Origin of the sequence: Glycomyces rhizosphaerae (assembly GCF_042647865.1) — a bacterium.
GTDB lineage: Bacteria > Actinomycetota > Actinomycetes > Mycobacteriales > Micromonosporaceae > Glycomyces > Glycomyces rhizosphaerae.
Genome location: NZ_JBHRWO010000005.1, coordinates 1 through 23,349, shown reverse-complemented (window position 1 = coordinate 23,349; position 23,349 = coordinate 1). Strand labels below are relative to the sequence as shown.

At 65.7% G+C, this 23,349-nt stretch carries 19 protein-coding genes and 1 pseudogene; 14 read left to right on the top strand and 6 right to left on the bottom strand.

Annotation, left to right across the window (positions count from 1 at the left end; translation table 11 throughout):
- The first annotated feature begins 27 nt into the window (after positions 1-27).
- Positions 28-1,137 (top strand): hypothetical protein, encoded by a 1,110-nt coding sequence (locus ACFO8M_RS04720; protein ID WP_387971265.1) that lies wholly within the window; start codon positions 28-30, stop codon positions 1,135-1,137.
- On the opposite strand, the gene ACFO8M_RS04715 is transcribed toward ACFO8M_RS04720, so the two are convergent.
- Entirely contained in the window at positions 1,138-1,974 is an 837-nt protein-coding gene (locus tag ACFO8M_RS04715; RefSeq protein ID WP_387971263.1) for a hypothetical protein, read from the bottom strand.
- Between the two features lie 93 nt (positions 1,975-2,067).
- Between ACFO8M_RS04715 and ACFO8M_RS04710 the strand changes: the two genes are divergently transcribed.
- The 6 genes from ACFO8M_RS04710 (at position 2,068) to ACFO8M_RS04685 (ending at position 8,726) form a co-directional block, all read left to right on the top strand.
- Entirely contained in the window at positions 2,068-3,225 is a 1,158-nt protein-coding gene (locus tag ACFO8M_RS04710; protein ID WP_387971260.1) for a hypothetical protein, read from the top strand.
- An 879-nt stretch (positions 3,226-4,104) separates the two neighbouring features.
- Entirely contained in the window at positions 4,105-4,488 is a 384-nt protein-coding gene (locus ACFO8M_RS04705; RefSeq protein WP_387971257.1) for a hypothetical protein, read from the top strand.
- Positions 4,489-4,516: 28 nt separating this feature from the next.
- Positions 4,517-5,530 (top strand): hypothetical protein, encoded by a 1,014-nt coding sequence (locus ACFO8M_RS04700; RefSeq protein ID WP_387971254.1) that lies wholly within the window; start codon positions 4,517-4,519, stop codon positions 5,528-5,530.
- Between the two features lie 146 nt (positions 5,531-5,676).
- Positions 5,677-6,279 (top strand): hypothetical protein, encoded by a 603-nt coding sequence (locus ACFO8M_RS04695; RefSeq protein ID WP_387971251.1) that lies wholly within the window; start codon positions 5,677-5,679, stop codon positions 6,277-6,279.
- Between the two features lie 103 nt (positions 6,280-6,382).
- Complete coding sequence (locus tag ACFO8M_RS04690) at positions 6,383-6,925, top strand: hypothetical protein (RefSeq protein WP_387971248.1); 543 nt, start codon at positions 6,383-6,385, stop codon at positions 6,923-6,925.
- A 289-nt stretch (positions 6,926-7,214) separates the two neighbouring features.
- Positions 7,215-8,726 (top strand): S8 family serine peptidase, encoded by a 1,512-nt coding sequence (locus ACFO8M_RS04685; protein ID WP_387971245.1) that lies wholly within the window; start codon positions 7,215-7,217, stop codon positions 8,724-8,726.
- A gap of 116 nt (positions 8,727-8,842) precedes the next feature.
- Here ACFO8M_RS04685 and ACFO8M_RS04680 read toward each other — a convergent pair whose 3' ends face one another.
- Complete coding sequence (locus tag ACFO8M_RS04680; protein WP_387971242.1) at positions 8,843-10,093, bottom strand: WXG100 family type VII secretion target; 1,251 nt, start codon at positions 10,091-10,093, stop codon at positions 8,843-8,845.
- 47 nt (positions 10,094-10,140) lie between these two features.
- A complete protein-coding gene (locus ACFO8M_RS04675; protein WP_387971240.1) occupies positions 10,141-10,728 on the bottom strand; it encodes a hypothetical protein in 588 nt (195 codons plus the stop codon).
- A gap of 571 nt (positions 10,729-11,299) precedes the next feature.
- On the opposite strand from ACFO8M_RS04675, the gene ACFO8M_RS04670 reads away from it, so the two are divergent.
- Together ACFO8M_RS04670 and ACFO8M_RS04665 are read left to right on the top strand one after the other, a co-directional pair.
- Positions 11,300-11,605, top strand: a complete 306-nt coding sequence (locus tag ACFO8M_RS04670) for a WXG100 family type VII secretion target (RefSeq protein WP_387971237.1) — start codon at positions 11,300-11,302, stop codon at positions 11,603-11,605.
- A gap of 50 nt (positions 11,606-11,655) precedes the next feature.
- On the top strand, positions 11,656-11,925 hold the full coding sequence (locus ACFO8M_RS04665) for a WXG100 family type VII secretion target (protein ID WP_387971234.1): 270 nt from the start codon (positions 11,656-11,658) through the stop codon (positions 11,923-11,925).
- Between the two features lie 169 nt (positions 11,926-12,094).
- On the opposite strand, the gene ACFO8M_RS04660 is transcribed toward ACFO8M_RS04665, so the two are convergent.
- Positions 12,095-13,351, bottom strand: coding sequence for a S8 family peptidase (locus tag ACFO8M_RS04660; RefSeq protein ID WP_387971231.1), 1,257 nt, complete (start codon positions 13,349-13,351; stop codon positions 12,095-12,097).
- 257 nt (positions 13,352-13,608) lie between these two features.
- Between ACFO8M_RS04660 and eccE the strand changes: the two genes are divergently transcribed.
- Together eccE and ACFO8M_RS04650 are read left to right on the top strand one after the other, a co-directional pair.
- Positions 13,609-14,865 (top strand): type VII secretion protein EccE, encoded by a 1,257-nt coding sequence (eccE, locus tag ACFO8M_RS04655; RefSeq protein WP_387971228.1) that lies wholly within the window; start codon positions 13,609-13,611, stop codon positions 14,863-14,865.
- Positions 14,862-16,595 (top strand): hypothetical protein, encoded by a 1,734-nt coding sequence (locus ACFO8M_RS04650; protein WP_387971225.1) that lies wholly within the window; start codon positions 14,862-14,864, stop codon positions 16,593-16,595. The genes eccE and ACFO8M_RS04650 overlap by 4 nt, the downstream gene beginning before the upstream one ends.
- Before the next feature lie 58 nt (positions 16,596-16,653).
- Here ACFO8M_RS04650 and ACFO8M_RS04645 read toward each other — a convergent pair whose 3' ends face one another.
- The gene (locus ACFO8M_RS04645; RefSeq protein WP_387971222.1) at positions 16,654-17,577 is read right to left on the bottom strand and encodes a hypothetical protein; all 924 of its coding nucleotides are present in this window, start codon (positions 17,575-17,577) and stop codon (positions 16,654-16,656) included.
- Positions 17,578-18,066: 489 nt separating this feature from the next.
- Positions 18,067-18,807, bottom strand: a complete 741-nt coding sequence (locus ACFO8M_RS04640) for a hypothetical protein (RefSeq protein WP_387971220.1) — start codon at positions 18,805-18,807, stop codon at positions 18,067-18,069.
- 489 nt (positions 18,808-19,296) lie between these two features.
- Between ACFO8M_RS04640 and ACFO8M_RS04635 the strand changes: the two are divergent.
- The 3 genes and pseudogenes from ACFO8M_RS04635 to rpmA form a co-directional block, all read left to right on the top strand.
- Positions 19,297-21,840: pseudogene (locus tag ACFO8M_RS04635) on the top strand (Rne/Rng family ribonuclease); the annotation flags it as partial.
- A gap of 289 nt (positions 21,841-22,129) precedes the next feature.
- Positions 22,130-22,429, top strand: coding sequence for a 50S ribosomal protein L21 (gene rplU / locus ACFO8M_RS04630; protein WP_205324359.1), 300 nt, complete (start codon positions 22,130-22,132; stop codon positions 22,427-22,429).
- 12 nt (positions 22,430-22,441) lie between these two features.
- Positions 22,442-22,711, top strand: coding sequence for a 50S ribosomal protein L27 (gene rpmA / locus ACFO8M_RS04625; RefSeq protein WP_205324360.1), 270 nt, complete (start codon positions 22,442-22,444; stop codon positions 22,709-22,711).
- Positions 22,712-23,349 lie beyond the last annotated feature (638 nt).

Here is a 23,349-nt window from a genome sequence, read left to right as displayed (position 1 = left end):
TCGCGCCACTGGACACCAAGGCCCCGAATGAAACCGTTGCTCTCCCCGCCCGGCCTCGACCCCACCCCGGCCGAGACGGCGGTCCCGTTCACCCCCGCGCGGCCGCCGGCGAGCGTGCAGGTCCTCCGGTTCCTCCTCCTGGCCGCCACCGCATTCACCATCCTGACCTGGGCCTGGGCTTGGCAAGGCGTGCAGGCCTACGCGTGGCCCGGCGTCGACAACGGCCTCGCCGAACGCGGCCTCGCCTACCTCCTGATCCTCGCCCCCGCCGTCCCCGTCAACCTCGTCGCCGCCATCGGCCTCACCCGCGGCGCCCGCCACTACCTCGCCGCCGCCGCAGCGCTCGCCGCCGTGCAAGTCGTGCTCCTCCTCACCCCCTCGGCGATGCCCCTCACCGACGCGATGAGCGACGGCACCAACGCCGTCGGCATCCGCCACCTCGTCACCGTCGGGCCGCTGCTCCTCGCAGGCATCTGGATCGCCACCGCCACGAAAGCCCGCGAATGGCTGGGCACCACCCCGAAGCCCCGCAGCCGTTTCCTCATCGTCGAAGCAGCCGTCTGGTGCCTGGCCCTGGCCCTGGCCTTCAACACGGGTGCCGAAGTGCGCCAATGGACCCAGACCGCGGCCGAACCCGCCGCCCCCGACGGCGAGTACGACGAGGCCGGCACCTGGGCGAGCCTCGAACTGGCCGTCACCGAGACCACCGACGCGATCCCGTCCTTCCCCGGCTTCACCACCCGCACCCTCGACGTGGCGCCCTGCGACTACTACACCCCCGCGGGCCTGCCCACCTACCGCTACCTGCTCACCTACGAACTCCGCGAACCCGCCGACGCCCCGATCGCCGCCCGCTGGGCCAAAGACGACTTCCACCTCACCTACGACGGCGAGACCCTCGAAGGCACGCGCCGCATCACCGCCGAACGCACCTTCCCCTTCGACGACGGCCGCGGCACCTACCCCACCGAGAACGGCGTCCACGCCATCACCCTGGCCTACACCGAAGCCGGAACTCCGACGCTCCACCTTGAGAGCCCCTGCGTCGAACGCAGCACCGAACCAACCGAATGCATACTGCCCCAAGGCGACCCGACCACCGACACCATCACGGGCATCACCTGCCCGAGGGACTAGTTACCAGGTCGGCACGAACTCGGTGAGCGAGAGATCCGCCCCGGCCGGAACGTCCTGCTTCCAGATCCGGAACTCACGGATCGACTCCCCAGGCGGCACCACCAGGCGGACGTACACGTTGGCGCCACCAACCAGGGTGCCGTCGGCACGCCGGAAGACCGCCGACAACCTGGGATCGAGCGCATGGGCGGCGCTGTTGGTGATCGTCACCGAGAACCGCATCTGCCCGTGCGGTTCGTCCCCCTCGTCGATCCCGTCGACACGGGCGGTCAACGGCGACGACTGCGGCTCCGGAGGCGTCTCGCCGTCGAAGGCGAACCACTCCAACTCCACGACCTTGATCTCGACGACAGGCTCGGACGGGAAGTCATCACTGAGATAGAGCGAACCCCCGGTCTGGATATCGCCGCCCGGCAGCGTCATCGTGCCGTACACCGACTCGCCGTCCTCATACAGGAAGTCCCCGTCGACCGACACCTGCAGTCCGAACTTCGCCGCATAGTCACTGTGGGTGTTGCGAATCGAAGCGCCCCAGGTGAGCGCCGTGCCGTCCACCGAAATGTCGTAACCGAACTCCTCGACGGCAACGGTCGCCACCGCCGGAGGCTCCTCCTCCGGCCGCACCTCCGCCAGCGCCGCGTAGTCGCCGACCTCAAGGCGCTCCGGCAGCACCGGATCGGCATCGCCCAGCGTTCGAGGCTCAATGAAGTTCGCCGGATCAACGGTCCACAGGGGCGAGAGGAGCAAGACCAGGATCGAAACGGCCAGCCCCAGCGCGAACACCCCGTCGGCGATACGGGGGCGGCGGGGAGCTGCAGATTCGGGGGAGGGGGTCACCCGGCCATCATAGAAATCGGTCGCAACAGTGTGGATGCCCCGCAGTACGGTGGGTCGCCATCCCCTGAAACCCGAGCCGCCCAAGGAACCCCGATGGTCGTCCGCCGCGACAAGCCCGATCCTGGCGCCGCCAAGCGCTGGCCCGACGCACCGATGCAGGCCCGCACCCGCCGCCGGATCGCCATCGCCGTCCCCCTGATCCTCGCCCTCGCCGCGGGCATCTACACCGTGCGCTGGGTGCACACGGATCGCCAGGCCAGCGAACCGGTCGAAGCCGTACGCGCCCTCCTCGAAGCCGCCCGCTCCGGGAATGTCGACGCGGCACTGGCCATGACGACCGATGAACCCCAAGACGCGACGGACCTGCTCGTGCCCGAGGCGATGAGCGCCGACTGGGAGATCCTGGACCTCGGTCTCCAGTCCTGGTCGCCGTTCACCGACTACGCCTACGTATGGGCCACTGTCAAGGGGCCCAACGGCACCGAACTCACGACCGAGTTCAGTCTCGTCCCGGTCGGCGACGACTGGAAAGTGGAGGACCCGTTCACGACACTGACCATCGAGAACCTTCCCGTTCCCTATCTCGACGTCAACGGGTTCACGCTGCCAGTGGATACCGAGCCGTACGAGGGCCTCGACTTCGCGCTGCTCCCCGGCGTCTACCAGCTCTACGAACACGCCCCCGAATTCCTCGCCTATGAAGCCGAGCCGCTGCTCGCCCTGGGGGACCGACTGGTCAAGGCGGACGGCGCCGAGGCGCCGCTCCTCGGCGAAGCCTTCGAGGGCTTCACCGCCGTCGAAGGCGACGAACCGGAGCTCAACGCACGACTCACCGCCTACCTGGACGAGTGCCTGGCCAGCCCCGACGGCCCCGAGTCCTTCGGCTGCCCGTTCGGCTTGCGGCAACGGGACATCGACAACCTCGACTTCACTCTGGGCGACGACAACCGCTGGGAGATCATCGAATACCCGCAAGCGGCCGCCTCCGGCTTCGGCGGCGCCATCTACACCGAGGAATTCGGACTCGGACTGCTGACCCGCAATGAGGGCCGCGCCCGCGTGACCGCGGTCGACTCGGCGACGGGCGAGGAACTCGTCCTCGAATGCCCGATCACCACCGCCGGCCTCTACCTGGTCTTCGATACAACCGGCGAATACACGATCGGCCCGAACCAGGACCCGAACGCCCCCACCAGCCCAACGGACACCGCATGGCACGACGGCTACGAGTCTTGGTGCGAGGCAGCCTGACTTCGCGCCGGATCAGGCCTCCGTACCCCGGCACGAGTCCGCGCCGACGCCCCCGTACCCGTCATCGCCGTAGGTTTCGTCCCAGCGGATCGTCGCACTGCCGTCGTGATTGAAGTAAGCGACGAGATAGTCGGTATCGAAGTGGCACAACGCGGTGAAGTCGACCGGCTCATCGTCCTCGCCTTCCCCCGTGCCGCTGAGCCGCAGCCGACCGGCTTCCTCTACCTGGAGGTGGGTCTACCGAACTTCGGTGGGCCCGCGAACATCATGTTGAGGCCCTCACGGCACCAATGTCAACCCCAACCCCGGCGTATCCCCAACTCCATTCAGGAACAATGGTCCCGCCCCGGAATCCACCCCCGGCGCCTGGCGCTCGAGACATGTCAGCCGACCAACCCTTATCCGCTGCAGTCGGATCCGAGGATCCAGTGGTCGTGCACGCTGCCGCAAGCTCCTCGGCGCCTACCGAGCTGCAGTAGCGGTCTTCTGGGAAGAGCCTTCCGCGGCGACCTAAATGCGCCGAAATCATCCCAATATTCAGGATTTACAAAACCGTGATAAAGCTACGCTGAGTAGCGGGAATGTGGGCTAAATCGCCGAACTGGGACATATATCAGGCAAATATGACTACTCGTTGTGGTTGCAGGCCTCCCAACGAATCCGAGCGGCACGCGATGGCCCTCAGCATGTACCCCGCGAGTAGGAGGAACTAGTTACCCTGGTGCGAGCCTCAGGGTCAACGGGAATGCAACTCGGATCGAGCTCCAGTCGACTAGGCCGGACTACCTACTAAGATGAGTCGGCAAATGCTCTCGAAGCAGGTTGGCGAGTCGGTGGGTACTGTTCTATTATTCGCGACGGAACTAAAGGGATTTGATATTGAGCCGCCAATATGATATCGACCAGATCACCGAAATCGGTACTCAAGTATTTCCGGGACTTGTTAACGGATACTGGGATCTCGCTCACGGAACCAAGACAGCGGGTGCGGCACGAGATTCAATGTTTCAGGTTCCTTCGCAGACTACGAATGTCGGTCCTGGATCAGGTGGCGCACCGACCGAATCTCCCGGTGCTTCAGACGTGGCCGCTGCCTGGAACACGCTCTTTATGCGATTTGAACGCGCAATGGAAGAATCGGCCACTGCTTTGGAGCATCTTCAACATGCAGTACTCAAAGCTGCGCAGTCCATGAGCGATGCAGAGGATGTGACCCAAATTGAACTAGCAGAGATTCAGGCTGAAATCGATTCTAACTACTGATCTATCAAGAAGGAGTCAAGAGTAGACCATGTCAGAATTCGGACCCGAGGTTGCAAGTTGCCTTCAGATCACGCCGGAAGCCATTGATGGAATGCTGTATCAGTTCCGACAACCAATGATCGACATCAAGATTAGAGAGATGGTGCTTGAAAAATGGCCTGAGATTGGATCGGCGGTCTGGTACAACCTGGATCAATGGCAGCAGAGCGACAGCGATGGAGGAATCGTAGGTGATGTCTCGATGCCGACTCAACGATGGAGCTCTATTTCCAACTGTCCTGTTCCATATGAAGCGGAAGACGGTGATCTGGAATCAATTCAAGCGGACGGTGAGCAAATTGCGTCGCATGAGTACTCGCGCATTTCCGCGAGGCTCGCAAGCGTCCTATATCCTGACTCGCTTCAGGATATAGCAAACACGGTGGATCGATTGAATCAGTTTAAGGAGACATTCGACGAGTTCATCGAAGGGCAGGAAGCAAGTGGATTTCAAAAAATCGAGGAACTATTTACTGATTGGACAGGAGGAGCAGACGACGCCGCCGCCTTTCTTGCGTTTGGGCATCTCCGCGAAACCGCCGGTACACAGCGCAGCTTTCTCCGGGAAACCATACAAGTAACTATTGCCGAATTTGCGTTGCAGGCGGAGGCGCGCAACGGAATCGGAGAGCGCATTTTCACACTCGTCGATAGGTTGGTAGAGGCACAGACTGCACGTGGATATGCTCTCCAGATTGTGTACACTGGCGCAACCACTTTCACGCCACTAGGATATGTCGATTCGGCGCTTTCGGTGGTCGAGACACTGATGATGGGGTCTGAAGAAGGTACGAAATGGTTCAGTGATTTCAAGGATCGATATCTCACAGGTGAATATGAGATCGGCATTAGTCCCGATACTTTCGAATCATTGGTGGAGGGCCTTAACAGTATGATGGAATCGGTCGAAACCAATCTTTCTGAAGGGAGGGCGCTGGTCACGGAGCTTGCGAATGAGATCAACGCCGATGCCAGTGGCCTTATTCAAGGAGAGGTGTACTGATCTTGCATCTCGGTTCTTTCCGAAGTGGAAATTCGACACAACGGCCTGCCCTGGGTCGCGTCTTCTTGGGGTTTCTCGGGCCAGTTTTGCTGCTAACAGCCGGGTGCGTCGGGGGCAGTGACGAACCAGGAGGGGGATCGAGCGCGTTGGAATTGTTGGCAACCGATGATCCGTGTGCCTTCTTGGACATGGATGGAGCTTCCGGAGTTCTTTTTGGAGACAGTCTGGCCGAAGGGCAAACGGAAGAGATTAATGAAACCAACGTTGGTTGTAGTGATCGACTTAGTATCATGCATGACGGGGAAGAAACCGGGAGTCTGGAAGTGGTTTCCCGAGTGTTCGTTCAGTCAGACTCCGAGGACACCAGCGATTCCGATGAAGCCCCTTCATCTGGTCAGATCGAGTGGTTCTACCCCGAGGGTCAGGAAGAACTCAATGAGGTAATTGAATCGTCGGTCACGCCGGTTTCGGATACCTGGAATGCTGGAGATGCGTACCTTCTCGATGGAATTTTCCGGAATAGGGATCTCTACATAGTTGGAGCATGGGGCGAAGTCAATGGTTTCGAGTACGGGATTGCTTTCAAAGTCACCGCGGAACAGGAATATTTTGATCAACCGCTTCTATACAATCAATATTGTGACGCGACAAACCTGAATTCAGGTTGCATTATTTCATCAGATGTTCTCTATCAATGGATGACCGCGGAGTATCTTCCAACTATTCTGGAAAAGCTGGACAAGAAGTAGAATGAGCCGTTCGTGATTTGCGGCGTCACTAGTTTCCGCCGGGACGGCTCAGGGAGCTGCTGGTTCGTCGGGCTTCGAGGACTGTAGGAAGTCTTTGGGACCGTTGTTCAACAGCGAGGGCATGATTCTCTCGGGGCCGCGACGTGGAACGGATCATGAAGGGGGACTGAGTGATTACAGGAGTTCGGAGCTGCCGGTGGTGAACCTGGCCGAATTCAACGTTGTTGGGCGGGTTGTTGCAGATGGGCCTGCTCTGGTGGTGGGGATCTGGGTTGATGGTGTGCGGCTCGAGGAACTGGCCCGGCCGGTGGAGTTGCCGTTCGCTGAGGTGGAGGGGAAGCCGGACCTCGCCGGTAGCTATGAAGGGCTGGCCGCGGGCGATGACATCCTTTGGCCGAGCCGTCACTTCCTTGGTGAGCCGAGCCTGTCCAACTTCGACGACGGGGACACTGTGCTGCTCGGCTGCACCTGCGGCGACTGGGGCTGCTGGCCGCTCGTTGCCGATGTCGCGGTGACCGAGACTGCGGTGTCCTGGTCCCGTTTCCGAAACGGGCACCGAGGTAACTGGGACCTCAAAGAGCTGGGGCTGTTCGTCTTCGACCGAGCGCAGTATGAGGCTGCGCTTCGCGGGCTTGAGCGAAACTGAGGCGAAGTGCCCGCTTCCCGGGAGTTACGGATAGACCAGTTCCAGCCGCGAATGCCACCAGCGCCGCCCAAGCGGTGAACCGGCCTGGTGGCGCTCCTCGTCGCCGGCACGCTCGTCCTCGTGGCCCGCTCCTCACCCGTGCAGAAGCGGTGAAAGACTGATGGTTTCGCGAATCTGCCATGACATCTGCCCTGATCAACCGGGCTCGCGAGCCGTTGGTTGGTCCGGTATCTTGTGGGGCAGTGCGGACAGCGCTGTAACGACCGGCACACGGAAGGGGTCCCACCCTATGGCCACACCTCTCACGCCAAACCCTCCGCAACCCCAACCAGCGCAACACAGATCGCGTTCTCGAGCCACGCTCGGCGCAGGAATCGCAGCCATCGCCACCGCAGCTGTCATTGCCGTAACCCCGAGTGCTGCACTGGCCCAGGACGACACCTACGCGTCCGACAACGCCTGGGTAGCCGAGCAGGTCCAAGCTCCTGCTGCATGGGAAACCACAAAGGGCGAGGGCATCACCGTCGCGGTGATTGATACGGGCATCAACGACCACCCGTTCTTCGATGGTAAGAACGTTTTGGATGGCTATTCGGCGCTGAGCACCGAGGACGGCACTGGGTGGAACGATACGGATGGGCACGGGTCCGCAATTGCGGCGGGGGTGCTGCTCGCGGCACCTGAGGCGACAATCCTGCCAGTCAGAATCAGCACAGGCGAGAGCGTTCTCAACGGTGCCATGGGCCCACAGGAGTTCGACACATTCCGATGGGCCGTCGACAACGGTGCAAATATTATAGTTGTTCCCTGGGGTGTTACGGGGGCTGACCCCGAGGGTGAATATCTCGAGGTCCTTCAATACGCAATCGACAAGGGCGTCATTGTTGTGGCCTCTGCCGGAAATGATCCGGCTGCCGAAGTTCCGTATCCGGGCCTTGTGCCTGGAGTGGTCACGGTTACAGGTACCGATCGCAGTGGAAACATTTGGTACGAGAACACCACCACTGGTCCGGAGGTCGATATCGCGGCACCTGCCGATGAGATGACTGCCCCACTTCCTCAGGACAGCGCGTTGGGAAATACCGAGCTGTACAGGGATGTCGTTGGTGGCACATCGATGGGGTCCGGAATCGCCGGTGGCGTAGCCGCATTGACGTGGGCCGCTCATCCCGACCTCGACGCAAGCAATGTGATCCAGCGATTGATCCAGACCGCCGGAGATGGCGGTGGCTCCAAGAGTGAGGACGCGGGCTACGGGTTGGTGAATGCCGACCAGGCTGTCCATGCCGAAGGCATCGAAGAGGTTGCTGAAAACCCGCTCGGCTACCCGATGGGTGAGGCCGGCGCCAGCGGCGCTTCTCCTGATGATGGTTCCGGGGATCCTGCTGAATCCGAGGCAGCCGGGGAGTCCGCAGGCCCGTCATCAACTGGTGCCGAGGGGAACAAGGAATCGAACCTCTCGACCATCATCGTTGTCGCCGCCGCGGTCGTGTTGATCGGTGCTGCGATCGCGGTCTGGCTCGTTCTTCGCGGTCGTGGTCGAAAGAACGCCGCTGCGGCAGAGGCCGGGCCGTTCAACCCCAACCACGGACCAGTGCAGAGTGGATTCCAGCAACCTCCTGCGATGCAACAGCAATACGGTGGTCCTCCGGTAGGCGGCGGTCAAGGCTATGGCGCTCCCCCTCCTGGACCACAGGGGGGTTACAGCAGTCCTCCTCGAGGCCAGCAAGGGTTCAACCCGCCGCCTGGAAACGGAGACCCGAACACGCCCTGGCGTCCGAGTGATCCGAACCGGCAATAGTTCAGAGGAAGGGCCCATGCGCAATGCGCATGGGCCCTTCCTCTTTCGCCATCCTGGAAACGTGTGAGGGGCGGATGGCCTAAGCCATCCGCCCCTCACACTTCGTTCACGGGCTGTCAGTCCTCGCCGTCATCGTCGTCGAGTTCCTCGCGCCGGACGTTGTTCTGGCCCCAGTCGACATCGTCCTCGCGCAGCCAAGTCTCGCGAGTGTAGGTCTCTTCGTCGTCATCGTCGTTGTACCCCGAGCGGGTGCCGCCGCGAGGATTGCCACTACCGCCGCGATTGATCGCGTTGCGGCTCGACGAGGAGAGGCGGCCACCGTTGTTGCCACGGCTGCCGGCACCGGAGCGAGCGGGGCTCGAACCCGGCTTGCTGTTCGCGCCAGATCGCGCGGGGCTGGTGTTCCCAGCACGCCCGCCGGTCGAGCCGGAACCGCCCTGGGCCGGCCCGAATAGCCCTGCGCCACCGGGAATGGTGGATCCGCCCATGCCGCCGGTACCGCCGCCGAGCGGGACGCCGCCACCTCCTCCAGGCATGGTGAGGCCACTGGCAAGACCACCAGTGGTGACATTCGAGTCGACGTCGTCGTAAGAACCTGGGTTCCAGTCGTTCTCGACAGGGTCGAGGTCGTCCGGCGAGTCGGCGAAGCCGTCGCCGTCGAGGTCGGAGGACTGGTCCGAGGGAACGGTCCCGGTCGAGTTCGACGGATTCAGTGCAGTTTCCGAGAACACGCCGCCAGTGGGCTTTGTGTAAGTGTTATTGCCGGGCATGTCGCTCGGGGGAGGGGGCGGCGGCTCGCCGAACGTCTCCTCGGTCGCCCGCGCGTACTCATCACCAAGAGCGGCAACGATTTCGGCCATTGCCTGGTGCCGCTCGTTCAAATCCGTCTGATATTCCTGCTGCCACTGAGTCTTCTTTGATTGAGCCTCGGCGCTTGCAGGGTCGACGTTCTTAGTGCTTTCGACCCAGTCTTCGTAGGTGTCGATGAGAGTCGGGTCAAGCGATTTGCCCGGAAGGTAATCAAGCGACTTAGCCTGGTTCTGGGCCGTGAGTAGCAATCCAGCCAGACGCGGGATTTCGGACTCCCCGGCGGACTGCATGCCTTCTTCGGACTCGACACTGTATTGCTTGACGAGGTTCATTCGGCCCTCGAACTCATCAGAGGCAGGTCCGGTCCACTGGGTGCGCAGCGAGGAAACGTGCGTGTCCATCTCCTCGCGTGCGGCCTTCATGCCGCTCGCTGCAGACACCCAGATCGAGCCCGCACGTTCGACGGCATAGTCGTCACCTTCCTGGAGCATGTCCCAGAGCTGCTGGTGGGTGTAGGTGCTCTGGTAGTAGCTCACACCTTTGCCTTTGGCGACCATCTTCGACTCCTTCCTAAGGGGGTCAGGTCTTCAACGATGAACGAGGACTAGAGCATCGGAGGCGGTTCTTCGGAACCGGGCTCCTCGCCGGTGGGCGGCATGTCGCTACTGCGCTCGTTCTCCGAACGAGCCTCGTCGACATCGCCAGCGGTGATGTTGCCACCGCTGCTGTCGAACTCGCTCTGGATGTTGACCACGTCGGCCGAAACGTTGCCGTCGTTCTCGAGGTAGCTGGTCTTGATGTCCTGGCTGACCACGCGGCCCGTGTCCAGGCCGTGGAAGACCCGGTCGAGCTGCTCCGCGCGGGAAGGATAGAAGACCGTGCGGTACGCCTCCTGCAGTTCGAGCGCGTCGTCGAAACCGCCGAGCTTGAGGTTCTGCGCGTCGACCTCCTGCATGGCGCCCATGCTGAGGTAGTCCTGGTTCCAGCTCTCGCGGATGGTGACCACGGTGCCCTCGAGGATCCGGCTTCGGAAGAGTCCGAGGTCCTGGATCGTGGTGTCCATCTTGGTGATGAACTCGTCGAAGGACTCCTCGGTCATCTGGACCGTCTGGCCTGTCGCGTGGTTCGTGACCGAGTAAAGGTCCGTGCTCTTGCTGTAACTGGCTGAGTAAGCGGCGTCGGGGTCCGACAACGTCATCACCTCGGTGCAAAGGTCGGGTTTACAGGGGGATATCGGTCCGAGCCGTTCAGCGTGACGCGACGGGCACGGTCGCTCGATTTGGTCTGAGACCAGCATAGCGACTTACCACAACCCAGGCGGCGCAGGTCGTCCCGCATGGCACGAAAGCGGGAGGAGAGGACACAGAGGAGCAAGGGGCGTCCGCCGCCCGTCCAATGTAGCTCCGGAATGCTCGACCGGCCGTCGGCGCACGGCCCGAAGCGGCCGCTAGGCCCCATCCGCAACGCGAGGCCGACCAGACCCTTCGCCCTGGTTAGCCCGCTTTGCGCACGGCCTTGTCGCACAGGCGATCGGACGGCCGCCACTACTCACCCGATCGGGGGAAGACCACCAGCGGAGCTGGCACAAAGTGGGGATACACGGCAGACCCCGAAGCTTGTAAACTCAGAGGCGCACCGCCAACCCGGTGAGTTTGCACGGACGGGTTATGGTGACTGCGGAATCGATCAAAAACTCACTGGGATACCCCTGACGGCCTAGATCCCTAGCGCCGCAGCCCCCGGTTAATCACTTGGAGGTGAACATGGCCGGTGTCGCAATGGACACAGAGACAGTTGCTCAAGCAGCGACTGACACGGTCAACGCCAAGCTCGAGGTCGACGGCAACCTTGCCAGCTTGAAGGCGCTGTGCGACGACCTCGCCGCTGGCTGGACCGGCCAGGGCGCGACCGCGTTCGCCAACGTCATGCAGGCGTGGGACGCTGAAGCCGCGAAGCTCCTCGACGCGCTCCAGGACATCGCGGACAGCCTCGACTCCTCGGCCGCCCAGCAGGCGGAGCAGGACGCCGCGTCGCAGTCCGACTTCTCGGCCTACGACGGCGAACTCTAAAACTTCCCCCGAACTAAGGAAAGAGGTGAACCATGGGTTCTCGTATTGCCATGAGCTACGAGCAGCTCGAAGCTGCAACTGCTCAGATCGCGTCGGAGTCTGGTGCAATGACCAGCACGCTGGCTGACCTTCGCACTCAGCTCGACGCCCTCGACTGGGAAGGCGCCGACAAGGCTGCCTACGAAGAAGCCAAGGCCCAGTGGGATGCGTCCTTCGAGAAGATCAACGACATCCTCGAAGCCGTCGGCCGCGCGGTCGACAACGCGAAGATCCGCTACCAAGAGGTCGAGGCCTCGAACGCGTCTCGTTTCGCCGGGTAGCAGCTTCCCTGCGCTCGAAGACAACAGGAAACCCGGGTAGTCCGCCAGGATGACCCGGGTTTCTTCATGCCCGGAAGCCTGTTGGGCCAGAACGTCCCCGAGGGGCGGCCGCGTTGGAGACGCGAAAGGGCGGGACCGATCGGTCCCGCCCTCTGACGATGCTTCGACGTCACTCGCTGGCGACCTTCACCGGCAGGTTGTCCGGCTTCCGCGTTCCCGGCCGCCAACCGCGCTTGCGGCCCTGCGGGATGATCTTCCGCAGGACGAGCACCAACGCGATGAGCACGATCGAGCCGCCCATGCTCGCCCAGGCGACGGTCTTCTCCATGGCCAGCGGGTCGTAGTCCGGGTCGAGCCCCACGATCGAGTCCCGTTCCCCCTCTTCCACCGGCGCCTCGCTCGGCGTCTCGGTCGGGACCGCGGACACCGTGTCGGAGGTGACCTCAGCCTCGTCGTACGGAGCGGTCAGGGCCGCGGCGACGTTGAGGATGCCGTGGCCCTGGTAGATGTTGAAGCTGTTCGGCGGGTGGATCGCGGTCTCCTGCAGACGCTGCTGGATCCACGCCGGCGTCGCCTCGGCGCCGTACTGGCCCTTGAGCAGAGCGACGGCGCCGGTCACGAACGGCGCGGCGAAGCTCGTGCCGCTGCCTTCCTTCCATTCGCCGCCCGCGAAGGGATACGCCAGTTCCATGCCGGGAGCGAGCAGGTCGAGGTTGGACCCGAAGTTGGTGCCCTCGTACCAGTTCCCGTACGGGTTGTGCGCCCCCACCGCGATGACTTCCGGGTAGTTGGCCGGATAGAACGTCAGCTGGTCCGCTTCGAGGGAGTCGTCGTCCATATTCTTGGTGTCGTTGCCGCTGGCGGCCACCACGACGACCTTGTTCTCAACGGCGTAGGCGACGGCCTCCGCGAGCTCGGGCGTCTGGACCATCACCGACGAGACGTTGATGACGTCGGCGTCGTGCTTCACCGCATCCCTGATGGCTCCGGCGACCACAAGCGACTTCTCGGCGTCGCCGCCCTCCCGGCTGTCGCCGGTGAAGACCCTGATGGGCAGGATGTTCGCCTCAGGAGCGACACCGATGAAGTCGCCGTTGTTCACCAGTCCGCCTGCTGCGATCGCCGCCACGGCCGTGCCGTGACCGTCCCCGTCAGAATCGCACTGCCCCTTGGAATTCCCGTCCCACGCGTCGTAGCCGTCCAACAGGCGGGAGCTGAACACGTCTGCTTCGCGTTCCGCCGCGACACCCGAGTCGATGACGGCGATCGTGACGGGCTGACCTTTCTTCTCTCCGGTCTCGAACGTGCCGCGGTTGTACTGCTGCGCCTGCTCGAGCCCGATGAAGTTCTTCGCCCACGGCCGCTGGTTCAGCGCCGAGCCGCCTTCCGAGACCGGTATGCAATCGGCGAGATTCTCGGTGTCCATCTTCAGGTCCCAGTCGTCATACTGCGCCTGAACAGGAGTGGTCGCCAAGAGGACCGTTCCGACGGTCGCGACTGCGACAGCGGCGGAATAGAGAGGTATACGCGGGAGGAATCGCACCCGGTCAGTCTAACGCCGCAGTACCAGCCGTCCGGTACACCCGTATACGCCCGAAACACCGGAAGGGCGGGGGACCAAGAGGTGGACTCGTCCGCTTACGATAGGTACGACCACTCACCTTCATCTTGGAGACGTCGCCCATGACGATGCTGCAGGCCCAACAGCAAGCTCGCGGCACCGCGTCCGTGCAAGCCCAGCAGGGCGCCGGCCCGACCCCAGGCGAGTCCGTCGTGTTCACGACCCGCTCTTCGGGAAAGCTCGGCCCGCTCACGGTCGCGCAGCTCATCACGGTTGAGCTCGCCCTCCTGATCCCGCTGGCCTGCCTGGCGATCAGCCTGATCGCCGCGGCCGCCGGCGGCGGTGTCGCGCTCGTCGTCCTGATCATCGTCTTCTGGCGCAAGGGCGACTACTGGTGGTACCAGACCTGGCCGCTCAAGTCGCGCATGAAGCGGCGCGTCCGCTCCCTCGACCCCGAGCTGGCCACCGAAGTGCTCCACCGGATCGCGCCTGACCTGGGCATCACCGGCATCGAGGACCGCGACGAGAACGTCGGCATCGGCCACGACAACGGCGGCTGGTTCTCCGTCATCGAGATCGGCACCACCGACGAGGGCACCAAGGCCGTCCCGCTCGAGCGCCTCGAAAGGCTCTTCGACGAGACCTCCGTCCCCGTCACCGCCGTGCAGCTCATCGGCCACACGACTCCGGTCGGCTTGAGCGCCTACGACAACAGCCCCGCCTCCCGCTCGTACCGCGAACTCCTCGGCGACTACCCCGCCGTGGTCCACCACAAGGCCTGGCTCGCCGTGCGCCTCGGCGCCCGCGACGCCCGGGACGCGACCGCCGAGCGCGGCGGCGAGGTCGACGGTGTCTACAAGGCACTCGCCTCGACGTCCCAGCGCGTCAGCAAGCTCCTCGGCAACGTCGGCGTCCCCAACCGCATCCTCGACGCCGAAGGCGTCCGCGAGGCGGTCTCGCAGTCGCTCGGTGTCGCCTTCGCGCCGGTCCCGGGCGAGCGCACCGCCGAGGACTGGAACCACTGGTACGCAGACGGTCTGCGCCACGTCGCCTACCGGATCACCAAGTGGCCCACCGACGCCGTGGCCCTGCACCGCACCGGCGACGCACTGTCGGGCGTGCCCGCCGCGTTCGTGACGGTCTCGACCGTGGTCACCGCGGGCACGAACGGCAAGGTCAACCCTGACGGTCGCGTCACCGGGCGGCAGCTCGCCGTCGACGGGATCGTCCGCCTCGCGCTCGACCAGTCCTCATGGGAGTCGGCCCAGAACCAGCTGCTCAACGTCGCCGACCAGCTCGGCGTCCGCCTGCAGCGCCTCGACGGCGAGCACGGCCCCGCCGCCTACGCATCCGCCCCGACCGGAGGAGGCCCCCGATGAGCGACCGCAACAACGGCAACGGCAACGTCTACGGCGGCGGCACCTACCAGGGCGGCTCGTACCAGAGCGGCGCCCACCGCACCGGCCGCCACGGCAAGGACGACGAGGACCAGCAGCGCCCGGTGGACGATGAGTCCTCGGGCACCGCGAAGATCGGCCGCGCGGGAGCCGCGGGTGCGGCTTCGCCGCCGCAGCCGCCCACCGCTCGCGGTGGCGCGCAGCCGCCGCAAGGCGCGGTCTACGGCCAGCAGCAGGGGCAGCCCGGGCAACCGGTGCAGCCGGGCCAAACGGGCCAGACGGGTCAGTCGGGCGCCGTTTACGGTGCGCCGTCGGCACGCCAGGGCCAGCAGCCCCCGCCGCCGGGTCGGCCCGCTTCGCCGGCGCAGCCGCCCTCGGCCCGCGGTGGCGCCCAGCCGCCGCGTCCGGCCCAGCCCGCGCAGCCGCAGCAGCAGACGCCCCGGCCCCCGGAGATGCGCCCGCCGTCGCCGCCGCAAGGCCAAGCGCCGCAACCGTCTTCGCCGCCGCAGTACCAGCCGCCGCAGCGTCCGGCCGCGCAGCCGCCGGCACCAGCCCAGGCTCGGGCCACGCCGCCTCCGGCGCCGCAGCCCTCGCAACCGCCTGCGGCACAACCGCCTGCGGCGCGTCCGCAGCAGCCGGCGTACCAGCTGCCCACGACGCCGCAGCCGTCCCAGCCCCAGCCTTCGCAGCCGTCGGTCGCACCGGTCTCCGCCGCGCCCGTCAGCGCCCCGTCGATCGCTCCGGTCTCGGCGCAACCCGTGTCGGGCCAGCCGATCTCGGGCCAGCCCATGTCCGGCAGCCCCGTCTCCGGGCAGCCGTTCTCCTCGCAACCCGCTTCGGCCCAACCGTATTCGGGGATGCCGTACTCCGGCGCGGCCCCGATCACCGGCGGCCCGGTCAGCTCCTTGCCGACCTCGGCGGGTCTGTTCGGTGTCGGGTCGGTCTCCGCCGGACCCACCGAGGGCACGGTCTACGGCCTCCCGGTCACCGACCGCGCCGTCGAGACGGCCAGTGACGCGGGACGCGCGGTCGAGGCCGTCAAGCCCTCCCCGCAGATCCCGACCGCGCGGGCCCTGGAGCTCATGACCTCCGCCAGCCCGCCGTCCGGGCTCGTGATCGGCCGCGACGCCGAGCAGGTGCCGGTCGTCGCGCCGTTCTTCCGCCCGGAGGAGACGCGCATCAACCTCATCGGCGGCGTATACCTCGCCCGTCTGCTCGTCTTCCGCGCCTTGGCGATCGGCACCCGCGTCGCGGTCTGCACGACCCGCCCGCAGGAGTGGAACGGCCTGGGCGAGACGGCCACCGGCCGCAACGACCGCCTCGCGGTCCTGCACGGCGACCAGCCGGTCACCGTCGAGGCCAGCCAGCACTCGCCGGCGCTGTACGTCTACGACGTGGGCGAGCGCGGCTCCCAGACCAAGCCGGTCCTCGGCCCCTGGCGCACCCAGCTGACGGTGCTGCCGCGCCTGACGAACTACGCCGACGACCTCACCGGCGAGGCCCACATGACGGTCCTCCAGCGGCTCACTGCCGAAGAGGCCCAGATCGCCCGCTCGGCGATCCGGGTCAACCAGGAAGTGCTGCAATGGCTCCAGATGCTGCACGACGACATGATCGCGATGCTCCGCAAGGGCCAGAAGGAGCGCTACCTGTGGTGCTCCCCGACGTCGATCGAGTCGCAGATGTTCGGCGCGCCGATGCGTACGTACTGATCAAGGCATAGAAGAAGGGGCGGGGCCGATCGGCCCCGCCCCTTCCTCGTGCTGTGTCCTAGCTCGCTTCGCGCCAGTTCTCCAGGTAGCCGTTCGCGAGTTCGACCGCCAGGTCGGTCAGGCCCTGCTGGTCCACCGCGGCGTCCTTCGAGACCGAGAGCCGCACCACGACATAGGCGTTGTCGTCCTGGACGTGCAGGTGGAAGTTCGAGGTGCCGTCGGTGACGACGCGCGCGACCGCCGCCGACTGGTCGCCGATCGACGGCGCGGGGTCGACCAAGGTCCAGGCCTCGCCCGTCTCGCCGATGTCGCCGGTACCCAGCTCGAAGTTGACACTGGCCTTCGCGTCGGTTTCGAAGACGGTGCCCTCGACCTCGAGCAGCGCCGCCGCCCGGTCGGCCTCGCCGTAGGTCATCGAGCAGGTCTGGACCCAGCCGCGGCTCTTGTCCTCGGCGTCCCCGACGGCCTCGGGATCAGAAGCATCCACAAGGGACTCGAGCGGGGCCGCGTCGACCAGGGAGCAGGGCTCGTCGCTGCCGTCGTACGTCAGGTTCGTCTCCAGCCCCCCGGCGGTGGTCTCGCTGCCGTCGTCGCGGTTCATGAACCACCACACGCCGCCGCCCACCAAAGCGAGCACGACGACACCGATGATGATCTTGGGGATCGGACTCGACTTGCGGGCCCGGCTGCGCACCTTCTGGAAGTCCGCGCGCCGGCGCGGCTCCTTGGGCATGTATCCGAGCCGCCCGATCGCGGTGGTCTCGCCGCCGCTGCCCCATTCGCTCCGGGCCTCGTCGAGGAACGCGGCCTCCTCGAACGGCTGGTCCTTGCGGGTCAGCGGCTCGGCGCCACCGGGCTCGGGTCGGTACTGCGGATCATGCGCGCCCTGCGGGGGAGAGCCCGCGTCCCGCCTCGGCGGGGAGCCCGCGTTCCACTGGTCCGTGCGTGGTGCGGGGTTCGCGCGCGGCGTCGCGCCCGTCACCGGGCCGCCTTGCGGACGACGCGACTCGTAGCCCCCGGGTTGCGCTTCATAGCCTCCGGGCTGCGGAGAGAACTGCTGCTGCGGTGACTGACCCTGCCCCGGAAAACCTTGCCCCGGCTGCTGGCCGCGGCCCGCCGAAGGCCCGCCCGCACGCGGCGGGCCGCCGCGCGGGTCCTGGCCGGGTCGTCCCGCCTGTGGCATCGGACGCTGACCGCCTTGCGGTCCGCCGGCCTGCGGCTGCCCGCCCCGGTCCTGCGGATTCTCGGGCGGGCGCGGTCCGCTCTGGTACTGGCCCGGTTCGCCCTGCACCCCCCGCGGTCTGCCCGCCCTGGGCCGCCACTGGCCCGAACCCGACCGCTGCCCGTCCTCGGGCTGCTCGTCATATGCCGGGCCAAAGGGTGGTGTGGCGCTCACAATGATCCTCCGCGAATGATTCCCGGCGTGTCGACTTGACGCCGCGGTAGTCACCGCCAGCTTAAAGGGAGCCGCCTAATTCTCCACTCGGGGGAGCGCGTCGATGAGGCCCTTGCCGAGATCCTCGGTCAACTGCTGCACATCGCCGCCCTCGGGCGGCACGCCCGTGAAGAACAGGTTGATGCTCAAGGTCACGTTCGCGAGCTGGATGTGCAGGCGGACCTGCGTCTCCTCGCCATCGGCCACGGTGACTGACGCCGCCTGCTCGCCGATCCCGCCGACCTTGGCGGTGTCGTACCCCTTGGACTTCTCGAAGTCGAGCACCCCGGCGTACGCGGCCCGCGCCTTCGACGGGTCCTCGTAGACTTGGAGGGTCGAGAACAACGTCACCAGTCGGTAGGCCTCGGTCCCGGCGTATTCGGCCCCGTAGGTGCAGTCGAACGTCCGGACCTTCTCCTCCGAGGACTCCTCGGGGCTGCGGGCCTGCTCGGTGTCGGCCCAAGGCGCGAGCAGCTCGGCGTTCACCGCGAGCTCGCACAGATCGCCGATCTTCTCCGCGTCGACCAGGGGCTCCTCGTCGCCTGACCCGGAGGACAGGAACAGCACGGTCCCTCCGGCCGCGAGCAGCAGCGCGACCACGGCGAGCACCCAGCCGACGCTGGTGAGCTGCCGGAAGAGGTCGGCACCACGATGCCGCCCCTGGTAGGTGGAGGGTTTCCCGTCCGCCGGGGGCTCCTCGGACTTGTCCGAGTCGATCACCTGGAGTGCGATGTCGTCTTCCTTATCTTCAGGCTCGCTGCTGACGCGCCAGTCCACAGCCTATCGAGTACATGGGACACGGGCCACGCTCGAACCGTGCCAACCGCGAGGAGTCGTGTTTTCTCACCCTTTCGTGACGGTTCACACTGAGAGCGGCGGCACCGGCTTGCTGACCGGCTCGGCGAATGACGCAGAGTGTGCGATACTCGACCTTGTCGTACCGCACACAGCTACGGACGGTGCGACCTGTAGATGTCCTGTCCGCGTCCCTCACGACGGCGACGGACTTGACCACTCGGCTGGGGCCGAGGTTGTTTCCCCAGTGCGAGTTGAGGCTTTCAGTGCGGCCCGAACGGCATGATTTGAGCGCCGGAGCATGGCTCGCCAGCCTCTTGGGCGAAGCGAGCCGGATGCCGGCATCGCCAGGCCGGGAGGACCGCACTGCTGATGCCGCGCCCGTGAGGCAGCGGATGCAGATCGCATCACGCGCCCGGGCGGCGGCTGGAATGGAGATTTATTCATATGCGCGAGAATGAGCCGCGCGAACAGGTTCCCGTTGTCGCGGTGACCTTCATGGCTCCTCAGAAACCCAAGAACGACGAGCCTCAGGCGGAACCGCCGCGGAACGAGCGCCCCCGCGCCGCCGCTGCGACCACCGCCGCGATGTTCGCCCCACCCCCGAAGGTCCAGCCCAAAGCGGCCGAGCCCAAGGCCGAACCCTCCAAGCGCGAACCGCGCGAGGCAGAGCCCCGCGACGACGCGGCGCGAGAAGACGCGCCCCGCCGCGGACCGGCGAAGAAGACCCAGGCCAAGAAGACCCAGGACCAGCAGCCGTCGCGCAAGCGCACCCGCAGCCGCTCCGACAACCGCGCCGCCGAGAAGGCCGGCGCGGACAAGGGCCCCTCCGAGAAGACCACGCCCGAGAAGCCCGAGCCGAAGGCCGAAGCGCCCGAGGCCGAGGACTTCGACGACGATTTCGACGACGATGACGACTCCGAGGCCGGGCGTCGCCGCCGCGGCCGCCGGGGCCGTCGCGGCCGAGGCCGCGGCAAGGGCGTCGACGGCGCAGCCGACGACGAGGACGAGAACGACGACGAGGACCGCGAGTCCGAGTCCGACGAAGAGGACGACGAGGAATCCGGGGCCGACGGCCCCGAGGTCACCCGCCGCCGCCGTCGCCGCCGCAGGCGCGCCGGCTCGGAGGACTCCGACCGCTCGCGTCCCGACGACTCCGACGACGACGCCGAAGTGGTCGTCAAGGTCCGCTCCCCGCAGCGCCGGGCGCTGTCCTCCAACGAAGAGGTCCGCGGCGTCTCCGGCTCCACGCGCCTCGAGGCGAAGCGCCAGCGCCGCCGCGACGGCCGCAAGTCCGGCCGCGGCCGCGTCCAGGTTGTGAGCGAGGCCGAGTTCCTCGCCCGCCGCGAAGCCGTCGAGCGCCAGATGATCGTCCGCGTCCGCGCTGGCAAATCCCAGGTCGCCGTCCTCGAGGACGGCATCCTCGCCGAGCACTACGTGTCGAAGTCCGGGACCCAGGGCCTGGTCGGCAATGTCTACCTCGGCAAGGTCCAGAACGTGCTCCCGAGCATGGAAGCCGCCTTCGTCGACATCGGCCGCGGCCGCAATGCCGTGCTCTACGCCGGTGAAGTGAACTGGGACGCCACCGGCTTGGCAGGGAAGGCCCGCTCGATCGAGCAGGCCCTCCGCCCCGGCGACCCCGTGCTCGTCCAGGTCACCAAGGACCCGGTCGGCCACAAGGGCGCCCGCCTGACCAGCCACGTCGCCCTCTCGGGCCGCCACCTGGTCTACGTCCCGGGCGGCAACGCCTCCGGAATCTCCCGCAAGCTCCCCGACCGCGAGCGCACCCGCCTGCGCGCGGCGCTCAAGAAGCTCGTGCCTGAGAGCGCGGGCGTGATCGTGCGCACCGCCGCCGAGGGCGCCGGCCCCGAAGAGCTGGCCCGCGACATCTCCCGCCTCCAGATCGAGTGGGAGGAGATCCAGTCCAAGTCGAAGAAGGCCAACGCGCCGGCCGTCCTGCACTCCGAGCCCGACGTGCTCATCCGGGTGGTCCGCGACGTCTTCAACGAGGACTTCAAGGAGATCGTGGTCGAGGGCGACGAGGCCTATGACGAGATCCACAAGTACATCGAGTCGGTCTCGCCCGAGCTGCTCCCGCGGCTCAAGCGCCACACCGGCACGAAGGACGTCTTCGCCGAGATGCGCGTCGACGAGCAGCTCCTCAAGGCGCTGGACCGCAAGGTCTACCTGCCTTCCGGCGGCTCGCTCGTCATCGACCGCACCGAGGCGATGACCGTGATCGACGTCAACACCGGTCGTTTCACCGGCGAGGGCGGCAACCTCGAAGAGACCGTCACCAGGAACAACCTGGAGGCGGCCGAGGAGATCGTGCGGCAGCTGCGCCTTCGCGACATCGGCGGCATCATCGTGATCGACTTCATCGACATGGTGCTCGAGTCGAACCGCGACCTGGTGCTCCGCCGCCTGACCGAATGCCTGGGCCGGGACCGGACCAAGCACCAGGTCACCGAGGTCACCTCGCTGGGCCTGGTCCAGATGACCCGCAAGCGCGTCGGCCAGGGCCTCATCGAGGCCTTCTCCGAGCCTTGCGATCACTGCAAGGGCCGCGGGGTCATGGTCCACACGGACGAGATCCTGGGGAACACCCGCAAGAAGGGCAACGGCGGAGGCGGCGGCAACGCCGGCCAAGGCCAGGGGCAGCAGACCCAGGGCAGCAAGCGCAAGCGCGACAAGGGCAAGTCCGGCCAGCAGCAACAGCAGCAGGGCCAGCAGAAGCAGCAGGACAACGCCGAGCCGCACGTGAAGTCCGCCGCTGCCGAGACCGCGAAGATCGCGGCCGCGCTCGCCGACCACGACGACGAGATCGACGAGGAGACCTCCGACCAGTTCGCCCACGGCGAGCAGGACGAGGCCGACTACGCGGACGAGACCGACTCGGTTGACGCCGACGAGGCCCCGGACGCAGACCAGACCACCGTTGACTCGCCTGCCGAGACAGCGGAAACCGACTCCGAGCCCGGCGACGACGCCGGATCGGTGCCGGCCGCGCACTAGGCGGGCCCGACGCCGCGGACTGTGACGTTCGCGGCGTCAGGCTCATCCCGATGCCGGAACCAGCGGGTACATGACGTACCCTAGTGAGCGGCCTATAGAGCCCTCAGCTTTTGACCTCGCGCGAGCGGGATCAACGCGGAGCTCGATCGGCGGCCCAGCCAAGGATCCGCTTTACGGAACCTGACGCTGTTGGCACGGTGGTTGACACCGCGATTATTTGACAGACACCGTTCCCCTGCGGGGAACTCATTTCCCCGCACCGGGGAGGACCCAAGGAGACCGCGTCGACATGTACGCAATCGTCAAGACTGGCGGAAAGCAGTACAAGGTCGCCGAAGGAGACGTCCTCGAAGTCGAGAAGCTTCAGGGCGCGCCCGGCGACACGCTTACGCTGCCTGCGGTGTTGCTCGTCGACGAAGGCACTGTGGTCACCGACGCCTCTGGCGTCACGGTGAGCGGTGAACTTCTCGAGCACACCAAGGGCCCGAAGATCAAGATCCACAAGTACAAGAACAAGACCGGCTACCACAAGCGACAGGGTCACCGCCAGCCGTTGACCCTCGTCCGGGTCACCGGCATCACCAAGTAAGGGGTTGGACAGATGGCACACAAAAAGGGCGCATCCAGCTCCCGCAACGGGCGCGACTCCAACTCCAAGCGACTTGGTGTCAAGCGCTTCGGTGGTCAGCACGTGAGCGCGGGCGAGATCCTCATCCGTCAGCGCGGCACCAAGTACCACCCGGGCGACCTGGTCGGCCGCGGTGGCGACGACACGCTGTTCGCTCTCGCCGAGGGAGAGGTTCTCTTCTCCTCCAAGCGCGGTCGCAAGCTGGTCAACATCGTCCCGGCCTCCACCGAGGTCGCGGCTTAAGACCTGAGCGGCAACGCTCGAAAGCATGAAAGGGCCGGGCCCGTCGAAAGACGGGCCCGGCCCTTTTTGCGTACCCGCCTTCCCCGCGGCCCCAACGCATCCCGCATCGGCCGGTACTCGACCACCGATCGCACCCGTCCGTTCACCGCGACGACCGCAGAATGTCGGACCCTTCCCCTAGGTTCGACCCAGGACCCCGCGGCAACGCGACCGAAGCCGGCGCCGCCGACGAGCGCGCATGAACGGCCGTTGTGCGGATCGGGTTGGGCTGCAGCGGCATCGCCGCAGCTCAGCGCGGTCGCGATCGAAAAGGGGGCCCCCGGTTTCGTGCCCTCAAAAGGTCGTGTAATGTTGTCCTAGCCCGAGGGGGAACGGAACAGAGCCGAAAAGGCCTGGTCCGGAAGCCGCCGGAGACCAGCGACAAACTCATTAGAGTTTAGGCGCGGTCCGGAAGCTGAATCTCGGGAATCTTTGAGACTCACTAGAGGCTCGATCGAGTGTGACACAGGTTAATCAACCTGAGGTTTGCAGAGCGAATCGAGACTGTTAGAGTTGAGAGGTTGCCCCGGCTGAGGCCGAATCCTTAAATGTGGATCGACTTGGGTTGGCGTGTTGTTTGAGAACTCAACAGGGTGTTT

Bases quoted from the DNA above. Each gene is read 5' to 3' on its own strand.
- ACFO8M_RS04685 (WP_387971245.1), top strand. From the start codon at position 7,215: ATGGCCACACCTCTCACGCCAAACCCTCCGCAACCCCAACCAGCGCAA.
- ACFO8M_RS04670 (WP_387971237.1), top strand. From the start codon at position 11,300: ATGGCCGGTGTCGCAATGGACACAGAGACAGTTGCTCAAGCAGCGACT.
- ACFO8M_RS04650 (WP_387971225.1), top strand. From the start codon at position 14,862: ATGAGCGACCGCAACAACGGCAACGGCAACGTCTACGGCGGCGGCACC.
- rpmA (WP_205324360.1), top strand. From the start codon at position 22,442: ATGGCACACAAAAAGGGCGCATCCAGCTCCCGCAACGGGCGCGACTCC.
- ACFO8M_RS04700 (WP_387971254.1), top strand. From the start codon at position 4,517: ATGTCAGAATTCGGACCCGAGGTTGCAAGTTGCCTTCAGATCACGCCG.
- eccE (WP_387971228.1), top strand. From the start codon at position 13,609: ATGACGATGCTGCAGGCCCAACAGCAAGCTCGCGGCACCGCGTCCGTG.
- ACFO8M_RS04665 (WP_387971234.1), top strand. From the start codon at position 11,656: ATGAGCTACGAGCAGCTCGAAGCTGCAACTGCTCAGATCGCGTCGGAG.
- ACFO8M_RS04720 (WP_387971265.1), top strand. From the start codon at position 28: ATGAAACCGTTGCTCTCCCCGCCCGGCCTCGACCCCACCCCGGCCGAG.
- rplU (WP_205324359.1), top strand. From the start codon at position 22,130: ATGTACGCAATCGTCAAGACTGGCGGAAAGCAGTACAAGGTCGCCGAA.
- ACFO8M_RS04680 (WP_387971242.1), bottom strand. From the start codon at position 10,093: ATGGTCGCCAAAGGCAAAGGTGTGAGCTACTACCAGAGCACCTACACC.
- ACFO8M_RS04710 (WP_387971260.1), top strand. From the start codon at position 2,068: ATGGTCGTCCGCCGCGACAAGCCCGATCCTGGCGCCGCCAAGCGCTGG.
- ACFO8M_RS04660 (WP_387971231.1), bottom strand. From the start codon at position 13,351: ATGGACACCGAGAATCTCGCCGATTGCATACCGGTCTCGGAAGGCGGC.